At 52.8% G+C, this 13,727-nt stretch carries 12 protein-coding genes, 1 tRNA gene and 1 pseudogene; 5 read left to right on the forward strand and 9 right to left on the reverse strand.

The genetic code is table 11. The annotated features are described in order from the left end of the window. Window positions 1–3 precede the first annotated feature (3 nt). Window positions 4–957 (forward strand): GlxA family transcriptional regulator, encoded by a 954-nt coding sequence (locus SIK97_RS18185; protein WP_057174127.1) that lies wholly within the window; start codon window positions 4–6, stop codon window positions 955–957. Here SIK97_RS18185 and SIK97_RS18190 read toward each other — a convergent pair. The 4 genes from SIK97_RS18190 to SIK97_RS18205 form a co-directional block, all read right to left on the reverse strand. Beyond that, entirely contained in the window at window positions 954–2,003 is a 1,050-nt protein-coding gene (locus tag SIK97_RS18190) for an NAD(P)-dependent alcohol dehydrogenase (protein ID WP_047722806.1), read from the reverse strand. The two genes, SIK97_RS18185 and SIK97_RS18190, sit on opposite strands and share 4 nt — an antisense overlap. 159 nt (window positions 2,004–2,162) lie before the next feature. After that, a complete protein-coding gene (locus SIK97_RS18195) occupies window positions 2,163–2,465 on the reverse strand; it encodes a putative quinol monooxygenase (protein ID WP_057174128.1) in 303 nt (100 codons plus the stop codon). 1 nt (window position 2,466) lies between these two features. Then, on the reverse strand, window positions 2,467–3,474 hold the full coding sequence (locus SIK97_RS18200; RefSeq protein WP_047722808.1) for a zinc-binding alcohol dehydrogenase family protein: 1,008 nt from the start codon (window positions 3,472–3,474) through the stop codon (window positions 2,467–2,469). Between the two features lie 112 nt (window positions 3,475–3,586). Further along, entirely contained in the window at window positions 3,587–4,054 is a 468-nt protein-coding gene (locus SIK97_RS18205) for a DUF3237 domain-containing protein (protein ID WP_057174129.1), read from the reverse strand. Window positions 4,055–4,241: 187 nt separating this feature from the next. Between SIK97_RS18205 and SIK97_RS18210 the strand changes: the two genes are divergently transcribed. After that, a complete protein-coding gene (locus SIK97_RS18210; protein ID WP_057174130.1) occupies window positions 4,242–4,847 on the forward strand; it encodes a shikimate kinase in 606 nt (201 codons plus the stop codon). Window positions 4,848–4,949: 102 nt separating this feature from the next. Here SIK97_RS18210 and SIK97_RS18215 read toward each other — a convergent pair. Then, window positions 4,950–5,477: pseudogene (locus SIK97_RS18215) on the reverse strand (virulence RhuM family protein); the annotation flags it as partial. Between the two features lie 124 nt (window positions 5,478–5,601). Then, window positions 5,602–5,889 (reverse strand): SymE family type I addiction module toxin, encoded by a 288-nt coding sequence (locus SIK97_RS18220; RefSeq protein WP_016809967.1) that lies wholly within the window; start codon window positions 5,887–5,889, stop codon window positions 5,602–5,604. A 126-nt stretch (window positions 5,890–6,015) separates the two neighbouring features. On the opposite strand from SIK97_RS18220, the gene SIK97_RS18225 reads away from it, so the two are divergent. Continuing rightward, entirely contained in the window at window positions 6,016–6,207 is a 192-nt protein-coding gene (locus SIK97_RS18225; RefSeq protein ID WP_057174132.1) for a toxin-antitoxin system HicB family antitoxin, read from the forward strand. A 21-nt stretch (window positions 6,208–6,228) separates the two neighbouring features. Here the strand turns inward: SIK97_RS18225 and SIK97_RS18230 are convergent, their stop codons facing one another. The 3 genes from SIK97_RS18230 to SIK97_RS18240 all read right to left on the reverse strand — a co-directional run bounded on the left by SIK97_RS18230 (window position 6,229) and on the right by SIK97_RS18240 (window position 9,160). Then, window positions 6,229–7,332 carry a hypothetical protein gene (locus SIK97_RS18230; protein WP_241183172.1) on the reverse strand — a complete coding sequence of 368 codons (1,104 nt, stop codon included), beginning with the start codon at window positions 7,330–7,332 and terminating at the stop codon, window positions 6,229–6,231. A 2-nt stretch (window positions 7,333–7,334) separates the two neighbouring features. Next, entirely contained in the window at window positions 7,335–8,897 is a 1,563-nt protein-coding gene (locus SIK97_RS18235; RefSeq protein WP_057174003.1) for a DUF3696 domain-containing protein, read from the reverse strand. A gap of 168 nt (window positions 8,898–9,065) precedes the next feature. After that, window positions 9,066–9,160 (reverse strand) — tRNA-Sec (locus tag SIK97_RS18240). A 291-nt stretch (window positions 9,161–9,451) separates the two neighbouring features. Between SIK97_RS18240 and SIK97_RS18245 the strand changes: the two genes are divergently transcribed. Both SIK97_RS18245 and yicI read left to right on the forward strand, forming a co-directional pair. Continuing rightward, entirely contained in the window at window positions 9,452–10,846 is a 1,395-nt protein-coding gene (locus SIK97_RS18245) for a glycoside-pentoside-hexuronide family transporter (RefSeq protein ID WP_057174002.1), read from the forward strand. A 13-nt stretch (window positions 10,847–10,859) separates the two neighbouring features. Next, on the forward strand, window positions 10,860–13,178 hold the full coding sequence (gene yicI / locus SIK97_RS18250; RefSeq protein ID WP_038423873.1) for an alpha-xylosidase: 2,319 nt from the start codon (window positions 10,860–10,862) through the stop codon (window positions 13,176–13,178). Window positions 13,179–13,727: the final 549 nt, after the last annotated feature.

Consider the following 13,727-nt stretch of genomic DNA (forward strand, 5'->3'; position numbering starts at 1 on the left):
GCGATGAAACTCACGGAAGTGGCGATTGTGGCGGTGGACGGGTTTAGCCCGTTTCACTACTCGGTGCCCTGTATGCTGTTTGGCGATACGGTCTCGGAAACCAAACGCTTTAACCTGCATATTTGCGCCGAACGGCCGGGGCTGCTCAGCGCCCGCGACGGCTTCGCGCTGAACGCCAGCGGCGATTTTTCCCTCCTGGCGCAGGCGGATATCGTGGTGGTGCCTTACTGGGGGGCGGTGAATCAGCGCCCACCGCAGCCGCTGCTTGACGGCCTGGTTCGCGCGCGCAATAACGGCGCGCAGATCGTCGGCCTGTGCCTCGGGGCGTTTGTACTCGGCTACGCCGGGCTGCTGGACGACAGGCGCGCGGCGACCCACTGGGAGTTTGAGCAGGATTTTCAGCGCCGGTTTCCGCAGGTGCGGCTGGATATCAACGCGCTGTACGTTGACGATGAAGGGATCATTACCTCGGCGGGCACCGCGGCGGCGCTCGACTGCTGCCTGTATCTCATTCGCCAGCGCTTCGGCAGCCTTGTCGCCAATCAGATCGCCCGGCGGATGATCGTCCCGCCGCACCGTGAGGGCGGCCAGGCGCAGTTTATCGCCCAGCCGGTACCCAAAAACACCCGCGACGCGCGGATAAACGGCCTGCTTGAGTATCTCCAGCAGCACATCCGCGAACCGCATAATCTCGACTCGCTGGCGCAGGTCGCGGCGATGAGCCGCCGGACCCTGACCCGCCATTTCGCCAAAGCGACCGGCATGGGCATCGCCGACTGGCTGGCCGCCGAGCGCCTGCGGCGCAGCCAGATCCTGCTGGAGGCCGGGGATTTACCGGTCGGGCAGGTGGCGGAGGAAGTGGGCTATCGCTCCGCCGTAACCTGGCGCCAGCAGTTTAAAGCGCGCTTTGGCGTCAGCCCGGCGGAGTGGCGGCGCACTTTTCGTCGCGGGGCTTAGCCGCCGAGCGTGGCGCTGTCGATGACGAAGCGGTATTTCACGTCGCCTTTAATCATCCGCTCCCAGGCCTCGTTAATCTGGTCGCCGCGAATCAGCTCTATATCGGCGACGATACCGTGCTCGGCGCAGAAATCGAGCATCTCCTGGGTTTCCGGGATGCCGCCGATCATCGACCCGGCAATTGACCGGCGGCGGAAGATCAGATTAAACACTTCCGGCGAGGGATGCGGCGTGGCGGGCGCGCCCACCAGCGTCATGGTGCCGTCGCGTTTGAGCAGGGTGGTGAAGGCATCGAGGTTATGCGGCGCCGCCACGGTGTTGAGTATGAAGTCGAAGCTCTTCAGGTGGGCGGCCATTTCGTTTTCGTTGCGCGAGACCACCACTTCGTCCGCGCCCAGCTCCCGCGCCGCGTCACGCTTGGATTCCGAGGTGGTAAAGGCCACCACGTGGGCGCCCATGGCGTGGGCCAACTTGATGCCCATATGCCCCAGCCCGCCAATGCCCACGATGCCGACTTTTTTGCCCGGTCCGACGTTCCAGTGGCGTAGCGGCGAGTAAGTTGTGATGCCCGCGCACAGCAGCGGCGCGACGGCGGCCAGCTGCTCTTTGGGATGGCGGACGCGCAGCACGTAGCGCTGATGCACAACGATCTGCTGGGAGTAACCGCCGAGCGTGTGGCCGGGCGCGTCCTGCGTCGGGCCGTTATAGGTGAGCACCATACGATCGCAATAGTTTTCCAGCCCGTCCCGGCACTCCTCGCACTCTTTACAGCTGTCGACCATACAGCCGACGCCCACCAGATCGCCAGCGGCGTGGCCGGAGACCCGGCTGCCTACAGCGGTCACCCGGCCGACGATTTCATGGCCCGGCACGCAGGGATAGAGTGTCCCTGCCCACTCGGAGCGGGCCTGGTGTACATCCGAGTGGCAGACGCCGCAATAATCAATGGCGATCTGCACATCGTCCGGCCCCGGTTCGCGGCGGGTGATGGCCATAGACCCCAACGGCTGGCTGGCCGAGTTCGTTCCAATAGCGTTGATCTGCATAGCAAAACCTCTTCTACATAACGGCGTTGAATAAAACGGAGGGGGGAGAGCGTTTTTTGAGCGGCAGGATCAAGCGTAGCCTGGTTGAGGCGCGATGGGTGGGGGAGAGCTCAAAGGGTTAAAGATGGGCTCACCCCTGCAAATGGAATGTAGAAAATATCAGGGCGCGACGGGCGTCAGATAATCCAGCCGCAGCGGCCCGGCAAGCAGGCTATCCATCTGCGCAATAAAATCCTGGAAGTGCGGCAGGGCGATATGCGCGTCCAGCGCTTCCTGATTGTGCCAGGATTCGCGCATATAGAACGTATCCGGCGCATCGCGCAGCTGAAACAGGGCGTAATCAAGGTTGCCTGGCTCCTGACGCGTCGGCAGCAGCAGCGCCCGCAGGGCCTGGCGCAGCGCGTCGCTGTGGCCCGGTTTCGCCGTCAGCACCGCGAGAAGTGAAATCGCCTCGCCGCTCATCTTAAAAGCCCTCCAGCACGATTTTGCCCACCGAACGCCCGGTTTCCAGCTGCGCGTGCGCTTTTTGCAGGTTGGCGGCGGTGATGGCGCCGTAGTGCTCGCCGAGGGTGGTCTTAATGGTGTTGTCGTCAATCAGCGCCGCCACGCGGGTCAGCAGCTGATGCTGGGCGATCATGTCCGGCGTGTCGAACATCGAGCGGGTAAACATAAATTCCCAATGCAGGGAGATGCTTTTCGCCTTCAGCGGCACCACGTCGAGGGTTTCCGGGTCGTCAATGAGCGCCAGCTTGCCCTGCGGTGCGAGAGCGGCGATCAGCTGCGGATAGTGCTGGTCGGTATTGGTCAGGCTGGCGACGTGGGTCACCGCTTTGACGCCAATCCGCGCCAGCTCTTCGGCGAGCGGTTTGCTGTGATCGATAACATGATGCGCGCCCGCTTCCCGTACCCATTTCTGGCTTTCCGGGCGCGAGGCGGTGCCAATGACCGTCATACCGGTGAGCTTGCTGGCGAGCTGGGTCAGTATCGAACCGACGCCGCCCGCCGCGCCGACGATCAGCAGCGTGTCACCCGCGTTGCCGCCTTCCTCTACGCCAAGACGGTGGAACAGCAGCTCCCAGGCGGTAATGGCGGTGAGCGGCAGCGCGGCGGCGGCGGCATTATCCAGCGAACGCGGTTTGCGGGCGACGATGCGCTCATCCACTAACTGAAATTCGCTGTTGCTGCCCGGACGGCCCAGCGCGCCGGCGTACCACACTTCATCTCCCGCGGCGAACAGCGTCACCGCGCTGCCGACGGCTTTCACCACGCCGACCGCGTCCCAGCCCAGCACGCGCGGGGTATCGGCGTTAAACCCGGCGCGGACTTTGGTATCCACCGGGTTGACGGAAATAGCCTTCACTTCAACCAGCAGGTCATGTCCCTCGGCAACCGGCTGCGGCAGCTCGATGTCGGTTAAAAAAGGAATATTGCTGCCTTCTGCCGCCGCGCGGGTAATGGCGATCGCTTTCATACACTCTCCGGTTTTGAATAAGGTTCATCGTTTGAATGTATTGAGGATAGACCGCGGCACGCGGGGGAAAAATGGCCCGACGGCGATAACAGTTATATTGAAAAAGTGAAAATCAGCGGACGCGATAAAAATCGAGCATCACGCCGTCCTGCGTGCGGCCGCCGGAACAGATAAACAGCGAGGTGGTCAGCCAGCGCAGCGCAGGCGCATCCACTTCAAAAGTCGGTACGGTACGAAAATAGATAGCTTCCGGCGGAATATCGCTAAAAAAGCGCATATCGTCGCCGAAAAGACGCTCTTTGTACTCTTCGGGTAGGCGGCGAATGCCGTTGTTTTCGATGTATACCGTGCCTTCTTCCACGTGTAATGCATAGCGGGCAGAGAGGCGGCAGGTGCCGTCAGGTTCGACGATCTGGCTGTCGACGCCGCCGGGTAAGACGTGGCCGTTAAGCTCACCGCGTACGGTTCCGCTGAGAATAGGGATCAGCTGACGTTTCCCGCTCTGCGGGCTGCGGGAGACGATGATCGGTTTGTCTACCTGAATGGTGAGAGAGAAGCTGTGTTCGAGTTCGGGTGTCATCATTGGTCTCCTTTCTAAGCCACGTTATCCCGTTAGTGTAAGGATTTAAAGGTGAAGGGAATAACGCAAACATTGGATGGAAATGATTGGCTGGGGAGATGGAAGTGAACAAAAAACGGCCGCGACCGCGGAATTATTTGGCGTATTCTGCTGACATAATGCTTTCACACGGACGCGAGGAATAAAGATGAATACGCTATTTCTGATTGGCCCTGGCGGGGTGGGGAAAAGCACGGTTGGAGCGCTGCTGGCGCAGGCGATGAGCTACCGGCTTATCGATCTCGATAGCGAATTTTGCGAGCAGATTTTAAATATTCGCCAATATATTCAGCGCAATGGATATGAGCGCTATGTGCGTGAGAACGCCGCGCTATGCTCTCGCCTGCTGGCGGAGAATCCGCATGAAAAACGAGTGGTGGTGCTCTCCTCGGGATTTCTTGCCGCCGATGTCTGCCCGGAGATTGTCGCCGGGAATCGACAGCTTGTGCGGCAGTCCGGGTATTCCATCCTGCTGCTGCCTTCAGAGGATATTAATATCGCTACGCGCATAGTGGTCGCGCGCCAGCTGATGCGCGGCTTTGGTCTGGTCAGCGAAAAAGAAGAGATGAAGTTCCGCCAGCGCTTTAGGGAATATTGTGCATTAGACGATTGCCGGGTGGTTTCGTCTGAGGAGCCAGAGAGGGTGGCGGAGCTGGTGCGGGAGAAGCTTGCTGCGGAACAGCGGAAACAAAAAAGCCTGGCGGCGATGCGTGAGCTGAGCGAGCTGTCACAGAAGCTGGGATTGTATAACTAAACGCCATGCAGCGCGGCTCGGTGGGAATTACACAGGCCCAAAGATAATCTCGCATCGCGTAGGCCGGGCAAGGCGCCGCCTGGCAGAAAGGCGCGAACAACAGGCAATTATCTCTCGCACGCGCAAATAAACCCGCCGTTCGCTGGCGCGAATATCGCGGATGCGCTCCAGCATCTCATCGAAATAGTCGGGTACAGCCGATGAACCAACAGGCGGATTTTTTAACCGCTCATCATCCATCACAAAACCTTTGATCAGGTATTCCTGGAGCGTCTGGGTTGCCCACTGGCGGAACTGAGTGCCGCGAGGGGAGCGAACGCGATAGCCAACGGCAAGGATGACTTGCAGGCTGTAGTGAAGCTGGTTGCGGCTTACCTGGCGACGACCTTCCTGTTGAACTTGTAAGTAAGACTTACAGGTTGCGTTTTGATCAAGTTCCTCTTCTTCATAGATCGCTTTAATGTGCTGTGTAACTGCCTGGGGAGTGATCTGATAAAGATTTGCGATGGATGCCTGAGGGAGCCAAAGCGTATCGCTTTCAAAGCGGCATTCAACACGTACTTTCCCATCACCGCTGGCAAACATAACGAATTCACCTATTGGGGGCGAAGTTAAATGTTTATTTGCCATATAGCCTCCGGGTTAACCTGCTTTGGCTCGCATAGTATGTCAGAAGAGCATAAATTTCATTAGCCGGACGATTAACCCGGCGTCATTTGGGAGCGGCTATCCAGAAGGCGAACATGTCCGGGAGTCAGACGAGATGAAGCGTATTGTTGACGCTTTTAAAGGATTGCTGAATTTGCAGTAGCTCCGCTTTAAGCATTTCTTCCTTATCGCTCTGCGGCAGCAGAACAATACAGCCATCCATTACCTTAACCGTGAAGCGCTTTCCGGTATCGAACCCCGCTGCGCGTAACCACTTGCCGGAAAGGGTAAGACTTGGTGTACTGGTGTCCCGACCTTGCGGACGATATCCCACAATCAGGTGACGCTCGGTTCCGGAAACGGCAAAGTCTGAGGTAGAATGCGAATCAGCCATAATCAACTCCTTGATAGTTGGTGTGGTTAGACGCTCCGGCTGTGTTCCCGCACTTCGGAGCGTTGTTTGTACAAGAGGCTTTTAGGTGGCCTCCTATATGTTAAGATTAGTTGGATAGGTGGCCTCATGTCAATCATAGCGCGCGAAAAAAAACCAAAGGGCGGCGGCCAGTCTCCGCAGTTTAAAATGCGCATTGATCCGGCATTAAAGGAACAACTGGATGCCGTGGCGGCGGAAGAGGGGGTGAGTCTCGCCAGTTGGTTGAAGGAGCTGGCGAGGGAGGCTTTGCGTAAAAGAGGCATTGAACCAAAGGGGTAGTGAATTTTTAAATATTAGTAATTAAGTTAATCTTGTTTTTTTATAAGGCCCACAACACCAACTAAAAAGGAGTCGTCCGATATCAGACCACTGATTTTCTAATCTTGGGGGTAATGTAGGTGTATAAGCATGTAAATTTCCTTTATGAATAAAATCAATAGCATTACCAAGGATATTATCTCCAAACCCTTCAATTTTCATGCAAGGTGACTTACAAGTACATATTCCTTCATCAAGACACTCTGACTTATTAACACTATTTGATGATTTTAAAAATGGTATCCAGTATGCGCCATGTAGTTTATCTAACTCGAGTGCATTTTTTAATTCAAGCCCTTTTTTATGATCGAAATAAAATTTGATAGTTTCATCTTTTATTGTTGATGATTTTAAAAAATCGATGGTCTTATTTCGTTCTTCATTAATAATAGTAGATTTCTCGATAGTTTCTATTGGGATTAGAGATTCTATTTCGTGCACATCAAGAATTTTAACCATTCCAGTCTTGTTAAATTTAGCCTTTCCAAAGGCTTTTGATGTGCTCCCTAAAGGACCTTTAGGATGTTTTTTATCGTTATCGAGTAAACATAATATTAATTCATTTTTTTGTATGTATCGATCGAAAACCTCTTTTGTTGTACCGCCTCCTCCATTGATTGGGGTACAATTTATATTACACTTGTTAATTCTATTTATTTTTGAAAAATAACCAATAATTACTTGGTAGAAATCGTTATCAGTTAAATTTTCAAAAATGATATTAGGGTATTGTAGCCTTGAAGAGTCTTTAAAATATATTGGACCTACGATAAATGTCACAGTAGAACCTTTATCGACCCATTTTGTTGAGTTATCAATGACATTGAAATCAACTATAATATAAAAATTAATGATTTTAAGCAGTGCAGTATATTCTGCCTGACCTTTCATAGCTTCAAGAGCTATTTGTTTAGTGTTTTGGTTATAAAGGCCGAGCGTTTCGGTAGTAATGCTTTTAAAAAATGATTTGTCAGTTATTAATATATGTTTTTTTTCTTGAAATGACCGAAGCATATTATCTATTGAAATAGATATTTCCGGTATCAGCGTATGGTGAGAATCACAATTCTCTAATTTAATAAGCATAATTATTGCCCCGAGAAAAATCCAATAGGCCAGTTTTCAAGAAAACCATTCTCATCAAAGTAAGATTTGGTTACTTTAGTACTATTATCCTCATTTTTATCAAAAACTAATATTGAAATGTCTTCAGCCTTGATGTCAATACTATCATCTTCGACACATTCTCCGAGTGCTTCAATCATATTTTGGCTGTGAGTTTCAAATATTATTTTAAGATCAAGGTCGCTATTTTTAGCTTTTGAAATGACCTTAGCAAAAGTTTTTGAAAGATTATATTGGTATGATGGGTGAAGATGTAATTCTGGTTGTTCAATAATAAACGTAATTGGCGCTTTTAGATAGTTATTAGATCTTCTTTCCGTTTCAAGCCAAATAGCTGTGACAATTGGTAATACTTGTGAATATCCAAATCCCATATCACTAATATTAAATTCATCTTTACTATTGGTTGAAATAGTAACAGCGAAGTGTGCACCAACTTGTTTTACTTTAACAATAAAGTCAAAGTTTTCTTTTGTCCACTCTTCAAATTTATTTTTCTCATACGGTTTTAATGAATTTAGAAGCATTGCAAGATTTGAACCAGTGTGATCTATCTCATTAATTTGTAGATCTTGGAAACGATAAAAACGCTCTGATGTTGCTCTTAGTGGTGCAATATATTTAACTTTATTGAATGTCTCTGATAGTGTTCTATTGAGCATATCAGATATTAGATTTACGTTGTATCCTAGAATATAGGGGTAAATACTTTCTGTAATAGCATCTTTATCTTGATTAAAATGCTTTATAAATGTTTTCTGCTCTTTAAATAGTGTTTCTAACATCATTTTAGCATCGCTAAATGGAAGGAACGATAATCTGCTAAGAGTATGTGTTATCCTTGTTATATCTGTTTTGCTATGAAAATGTTCTTGTATTATTTTGGTCGCCGACTCTAAAAAAGACATTTCTAGTGCTCTATCAATATTTGGCCCATATAAATATCCTTTGTTTGTGCTTAAAATTTGGTCATCTTTATTTTTCTTTTGTATTATGCTAGGTATAAATTGCCCAAGATTGCGAGCGGTTAGACCATCCCTTTCTAAAATAACAGAACCAGATTTAATTGTGAGCTTAGCATTTTCATTATCATCTATATACAGAGAAATAGAAAAATCAGGGTGTGTTATTAGTACCTCTCTTGTCTTTGTTTTCCTATCCTTAGAATAAACGGTTAAATCAACCGACAAATTCATTTCTGTAAGTGGTATATTCCAATATCTATAAGGAGAGTAACGGCTTTGTTTTTGTGTATTGATGGTTACATTAAAACAGAAGTTAATGTTGCTATTCCCACTACCATTAGATCTTATTTCATCAAAATCACCAAAATCAACATAGCGTCCGTACCATAAAATTGGGCCTGTTGTATTTTCTTCTACAGATTGACGAAATAGAGGGAAGGTTCTAAGTAAAGAACTTTTACCACTACTATTTTTGCCAACAAAAACAGTTATAGGTTTTAAATCAATTAATGTTTTTTTCTTAAAACTTCTAAAGTTAGCAACGCCAATACCATTTATCATAAATACCTCCTTTATACCGGAATAAATAGTAACTTTTTTTGAATTTAAATGATAGTCGTTAAAAATATTATCATTTACGCTACAGTTTGATAACTATACATCATATCTTACTTTTAATTTTAAAGAAAAACTTGGAAGAGATATAAGTAAAAAAGAAGATAATAATTTTGGCGGAAGATCACAGGAGTTGAACCTGCCCGGGACCGCTGGCGGCCCCAACTGGATTTGAAGTCCAGCCACCTCACCGGAGATGACGATCTTCCGCGCCTCGATTGCTACATGGAGGCGGGGCGCATTATAGCTACTTTCCTGCATTAACCACATACCCAAACGCACTTTTTTACTGTTAAAACTGGACTTTACAGAACCTTCTTAAACAATTCCTTGCAAAATCCGTGGCTTACACTTTTACACACTCTTTCAGGCTACCGGGATCACATAAAACAAGAAACGTAATTTGAATATGAGATATCGCAATTCATCTTACTGCGCGGATGGTTTACAAAGCATGTAACCGGTACCAACCCGCGGCAGCGCTGAGAGAAGAGTGTGCGATGAAAGATCATATTTTGTCCGTCAAAGAGAAGATTGGCTACGGCATGGGCGATGCCGCAAGCCACATCATTTTTGATAACGTCATGTTGTATATGATGTTTTTCTATACCGATATCTTTGGTATTCCTGCTGGCTATGTCGGCACCATGTTCCTGCTGGCCCGCGCGCTGGATGCGATATCCGACCCCTGCATGGGGCTGCTGGCCGACCGTACCCGCAGCCGCTGGGGCAAATTCCGCCCGTGGATCCTGTTCGGCGCGATTCCGTTCGGCCTCGTCTGCGTACTGGCCTACAGTTCGCCGGACCTGAGCCATAACGGCAAGCTGATTTACGCCGCGGTCACCTACACGCTGCTGACCCTGCTCTACACCGTGGTCAACATCCCGTACTGCGCGCTGGGCGGGGTCATCACCGACAACCCAACGCAGCGCATCTCCCTGCAGTCCTGGCGCTTTGTGCTGGCGACGGCGGGCGGCATGCTCTCCACCGTCCTGATGATGCCGCTGGTGAACTTTATCGGCGGCGAAGATAAAGCGTTTGGTTTCCAGGGCGGCATCGCGGTGCTGTCGGCGATCGCTTTCCTGATGCTGGCGTTTTGCTTCTTCACCACCAAAGAGCGCGTCGAAGCGCCGCCGAGCTCTACCTCAATGCGGGAAGACCTGCGCGATATCTGGCGTAACGATCAGTGGCGTGTCGTTGGTCTGCTGACCATCCTCAACATCCTCGCGGTCTGCGTTCGCGGCGGTGCGATGATGTACTACACCACCTGGATCATGGGGTCCGCGGGTCTGTTCACCGCCTTCCTCACCACCTACTGCGTCGGCAACCTGATTGGCTCGGCGCTGGCGAAGCCGCTCACCGACTGGAAATGCAAAGTCAGCGTCTTCTGGTGGACTAACGCCCTGCTGGCGGCGCTGAGCGTGGCGATGTTCTTCGTGCCGATGGACGCCGAAATCACCATGTTCGCCTTTATCTTCGTGATTGGCGTGCTGCACCAGCTGGTGACGCCGATTCAGTGGGTGATGATGTCCGACACCGTCGACTACGGCGAATGGTGTAACGGCAAACGCCTGACCGGCATCAGCTTTGCGGGCACCCTGTTCGTGCTCAAGCTGGGCCTGGCGCTGGGCGGCGCGCTGATTGGCTGGATGCTGGCGGGCGGCGGTTACGATGCCGCGGCCAAAACCCAGAACAGCGCCACTATCACCATCATCATCTCATTGTTCACCCTCGCTCCGGCGGTCTGTTATCTGTTGAGCGCGGTTATCGCGAAACGCTACTACACCCTGAAAACCCCGTTCCTGAAAAAGATGATGGCGGAGCTGGCTCAGGGCGCGCGCCGCAACGAACAGGAATTCATTTCAGCGCCGACAGGCAAAGAATTGCAAAACTAAGAGGAAGCTATTCATGAAAATCAGTGATGGAAACTGGCTTATTCAACCAGGGCTCAATCTGATCCAACCCGTACAGGTGTACGAAGTTGAGCAACAGGGCAATGACATGGTGGTCTACGTCGCGTCGCGCGAAGTGCGCGAGCGTGCCGCCCAGCTGGACGTTCCGCTATTTACCGTGCGCTTCTTCTCTCCGCAGGAAGGGGTGATTGGCGTACGTATGGAGCACTTCCAGGGCGCGCTGAACAACGGCCCACACTATCCGCTGAACGTGCTGAAAGACGTCAAGGTGGAGATTAACAACGGCGCTGAGTATGCCGAGCTGAAGAGCGGCAATTTGACCGCGCGCGTCACGAAAGGCGACTTCTGGTCGCTGGATTTCCTGCGCGACGGCGTGCGGATTACCGGTAGCCAGCTGAAAAACGACGGCTACGTGCAGGATACGAAAACGCATCGTAACTATATGTTTGAGCGCCTGGATCTCGGCGTCGGCGACACCGTTTACGGCCTCGGCGAGCGCTTTACCGCGCTGGTGCGCAACGGCCAGACGGTCGACACCTGGAACGAAGACGGCGGCACCAGCACCGAACAGTCGTACAAAAATATCCCGTTCTATCTGACCAACCGCGGCTACGGCGTGCTGGTGAATCATCCTGAGCGCGTCTCTTTCGAAATCGGCTCCGAGAAAGTCTCTAAGGTGCAGTTCAGCGTCGAAGGTGAATACCTGGAGTACTTCGTTATCGACGGCCCGACCCCGAAAGAGGTGCTGAACCGCTATACCCGGTTTACCGGGCGTCCGGCGCTGCCGCCGGCCTGGTCTTTTGGCCTGTGGCTGACCACCTCGTTCACTACCAACTACGATGAAGCGACGGTTAACAGCTTTATCGACGGCATGGCGGAGCGCAACCTGCCGCTGCACGTGTTCCACTTTGACTGCTTCTGGATGAAGGCCTTCCAGTGGTGCGATTTTGAATGGGATCCGGTGACCTTCCCTGACCCGGAAGGCATGATTAAGCGCCTGAAAGAGAAAGGGCTGAAGGTCTGCGTGTGGATTAACCCCTATATCGGCCAGCGTTCGCCGGTGTTTAAAGAGCTGCAGGAGAAAGGCTATCTGCTGAAACGCCCGGACGGTTCGCTGTGGCAGTGGGATAAATGGCAGCCGGGCCTGGCGATTTATGACTTCACTAATCCGCAAGCCTGCCAGTGGTATGCCGACAAGCTGAAAGGCCTGGTAGCGATGGGCGTTGACTGCTTCAAGACCGACTTCGGCGAGCGTATCCCGACCGACGTGCAGTGGTTTGATGGTTCCGATCCGCAGAAAATGCACAACCACTACGCCTTCATCTATAACGAGCTGGTGTGGAACGTACTGAAAGAGACCGTCGGCGAGAAAGAAGCGGTGCTGTTCGCGCGCTCCGCCTCGGTGGGCGCGCAGCAGTTCCCGGTGCACTGGGGCGGCGACTGCTACGCCAACTATGAATCGATGGCGGAAAGCCTGCGCGGCGGCCTGTCGATCGGCATGTCCGGCTTTGGGTTCTGGAGCCACGATATCGGCGGCTTCGAAAACACCGCGCCCGCTCACGTCTACAAGCGCTGGTGCGCCTTCGGCCTGCTGTCGAGCCACAGCCGTCTGCACGGCAGCAAATCCTATCGCGTGCCGTGGGCCTACGATGACGAGTCCTGCGACGTGGTGCGCCACTTCACGCAGCTGAAATGCCGCATGATGCCGTATCTGTACCGTCAGGCGGCGCTGGCCAATGAGTTCGGTACGCCGATGCTGCGTTCGATGATGCTGGAGTTCCCGCACGACCCGGCCTGCGACTATCTGGATCGGCAGTACATGCTGGGGGATTCCGTGCTGGTGGCGCCGGTGTTTAGCGAAGCGGGAGACGTCCAGTTCTGGCTGCCGGAAGGCCGCTGGACCCATCTGTGGCACAACGATGAAGCGCAGGGTAGCCGCTGGCATAAGCAGAATCACGATGTGCTGAGCCTGCCGGTGTACGTGCGTGACAACACTCTGCTGGCGCTGGGAAACAATGATCAGAAGCCGGACTACGCGTGGAACGAAGGTACCGCCTTCCAGCTGTTTAGCCTCGACGATGGTCGCGAAGCCGTCTGTCAGGTGCCGGCCGCGGACGGGTCGGTGGTCTTTACCCTGACGGCGAAACGCCAGGGCAACGTCATCACCGTCAGCGGTGACGGCGAGGCCAGCGGCTGGACGCTGTGCCTGCGCAACATCCAGCAGGTGGCGGGCGTGCAGGGCGGCGCTCAGGCGGGTAGCGAGCTGGGCGTGGTGGTGACCGCGCAGAGCAATGCGTTGACGATTACGCTGTAAGCGCTTTGTAGCCCGGACAAGGCGCGTCAAGCGCCGCCTCCGGGGAAGGTGCCAAACCTGATGCATCAGCGCTGCTGCTTCCCGGCTCGCGCTGCGCTTAGCCGGGCTACAGGTTTCCTGCCGTCTGCACGCCGTAGCCCGGACAAGGCGCGTCAAGCGCCGCCTCCGGGGAAGGTGCCAAACCTGCTGCATCAGCGCAGCTGCTTCCCGGCTCGCGCTGTGCTTAGCCGGGCTACAGGTTTCCAGCCGTCTGCACGCCGTAGCCCGGACAAAGCGCGTCAAGCGCCGCCTCCGGGAAGAAGGTGCCAAACCTGCTGCATCAGCGCAGCTGCTTCCCGGCTCGCGCTGCGCTTAGTCGGGCTACAGGTTTCCAGCCGTCTGCACGCCGTAGCCCGGACAAGGCGCGTCAAGCGCCGCCTCCGGGAATGCTGTCAGGCTAAAGGCGGTTAACCATTCCCGGGTATATTCTTATGATGAATTGAGATCGCTATCACGTATATTTCTTCCTGAAATGTGATCTGAATTATAATTATTCTTCAATCCCTCTCT

The organism is Klebsiella sp. JN_Kp126 (assembly GCF_033843325.1).
GTDB lineage: Bacteria > Pseudomonadota > Gammaproteobacteria > Enterobacterales > Enterobacteriaceae > Klebsiella > Klebsiella michiganensis.

Excerpts from the sequence above, each read along its gene's own strand:
- SIK97_RS18185 (WP_057174127.1), top strand. The coding sequence starts at position 4 with ATGAAACTCACGGAAGTGGCGATTGTGGCGGTGGACGGGTTTAGCCCG.
- SIK97_RS18190 (WP_047722806.1), bottom strand. The coding sequence starts at position 2,003 with ATGCAGATCAACGCTATTGGAACGAACTCGGCCAGCCAGCCGTTGGGG.
- SIK97_RS18195 (WP_057174128.1), bottom strand. The coding sequence starts at position 2,465 with ATGAGCGGCGAGGCGATTTCACTTCTCGCGGTGCTGACGGCGAAACCG.
- SIK97_RS18200 (WP_047722808.1), bottom strand. The coding sequence starts at position 3,474 with ATGAAAGCGATCGCCATTACCCGCGCGGCGGCAGAAGGCAGCAATATT.
- SIK97_RS18205 (WP_057174129.1), bottom strand. The coding sequence starts at position 4,054 with ATGACACCCGAACTCGAACACAGCTTCTCTCTCACCATTCAGGTAGAC.
- SIK97_RS18210 (WP_057174130.1), top strand. The coding sequence starts at position 4,242 with ATGAATACGCTATTTCTGATTGGCCCTGGCGGGGTGGGGAAAAGCACG.
- SIK97_RS18220 (WP_016809967.1), bottom strand. The coding sequence starts at position 5,889 with ATGGCTGATTCGCATTCTACCTCAGACTTTGCCGTTTCCGGAACCGAG.
- SIK97_RS18225 (WP_057174132.1), top strand. The coding sequence starts at position 6,016 with ATGTCAATCATAGCGCGCGAAAAAAAACCAAAGGGCGGCGGCCAGTCT.
- SIK97_RS18230 (WP_241183172.1), bottom strand. The coding sequence starts at position 7,332 with ATGCTTATTAAATTAGAGAATTGTGATTCTCACCATACGCTGATACCG.
- SIK97_RS18235 (WP_057174003.1), bottom strand. The coding sequence starts at position 8,897 with ATGATAAATGGTATTGGCGTTGCTAACTTTAGAAGTTTTAAGAAAAAA.
- SIK97_RS18245 (WP_057174002.1), top strand. The coding sequence starts at position 9,452 with ATGAAAGATCATATTTTGTCCGTCAAAGAGAAGATTGGCTACGGCATG.
- yicI (WP_038423873.1), top strand. The coding sequence starts at position 10,860 with ATGAAAATCAGTGATGGAAACTGGCTTATTCAACCAGGGCTCAATCTG.